Genomic DNA, 590 nt, shown 5'->3' with positions numbered 1-590 from the left:
CTGTGAGCGAATTAACTACTGTTTCGAAAGTGTTTGGGATTTTGCTGCAGTGGAAAAATCCAGTATTCGCCAATCCAAATTCCGCGATCGAGATTTGGACGAGTACTGAAAATCGTTTTGAAAGTGCTAGAAAGCTCGTAACGCTGGCATATCCAACAAATAGCTATTCATTTGACGGCTTAGGCGTGAATGAAACGCATTATTTCTGGGTGCGTATGATTGATACCGCTAACGGGAATGCGGGAGAGTTCACAGAATCTGTCGTTGGTACATCTGAAAGCTCGGGTTCAAAACTTGTTGAGTATCTAAAAGGTCAAATCTCAAGTAATGCTTTTTCACAAGAACTTGCTGAACAGATAACGAAGATTGAGAAGACTGGGAAAAGCAATGCAGCAAGAATGAATTCAATGCACATTCTTAAAGTTGAAGATCATGCTAGCGGTAAGAAAGCGATTGCGGGTATTGCAATTGGTGCAGATGCTGAGAGTGACGAATCTCAAGTGATTATTTCTGCAAGTAAATTTATTATTGCCGATCCAAACAGTAGCACTCTTAAAACACCGTTTTCTATCTTAACAGAAAATGGTAGC

General features: G+C 40.3%; 1 protein-coding gene. It reads left to right on the top strand.

The genetic code is table 11. From position 1 onward, the window contains the following. Window positions 1-590: phage tail tip fiber protein (locus ACFSAV_RS08540; protein WP_379098530.1), on the top strand; the 590-nt coding region annotated here is incomplete at both ends.

Source organism: Pasteurella oralis, assembly GCF_042681465.1.
Classification (GTDB): Bacteria; Pseudomonadota; Gammaproteobacteria; order Enterobacterales; family Pasteurellaceae; genus Pasteurella; species Pasteurella oralis.
Note: the sequence above shows the minus strand (reverse complement) of the source record. Positions and strands in the feature narration are given on the sequence as shown.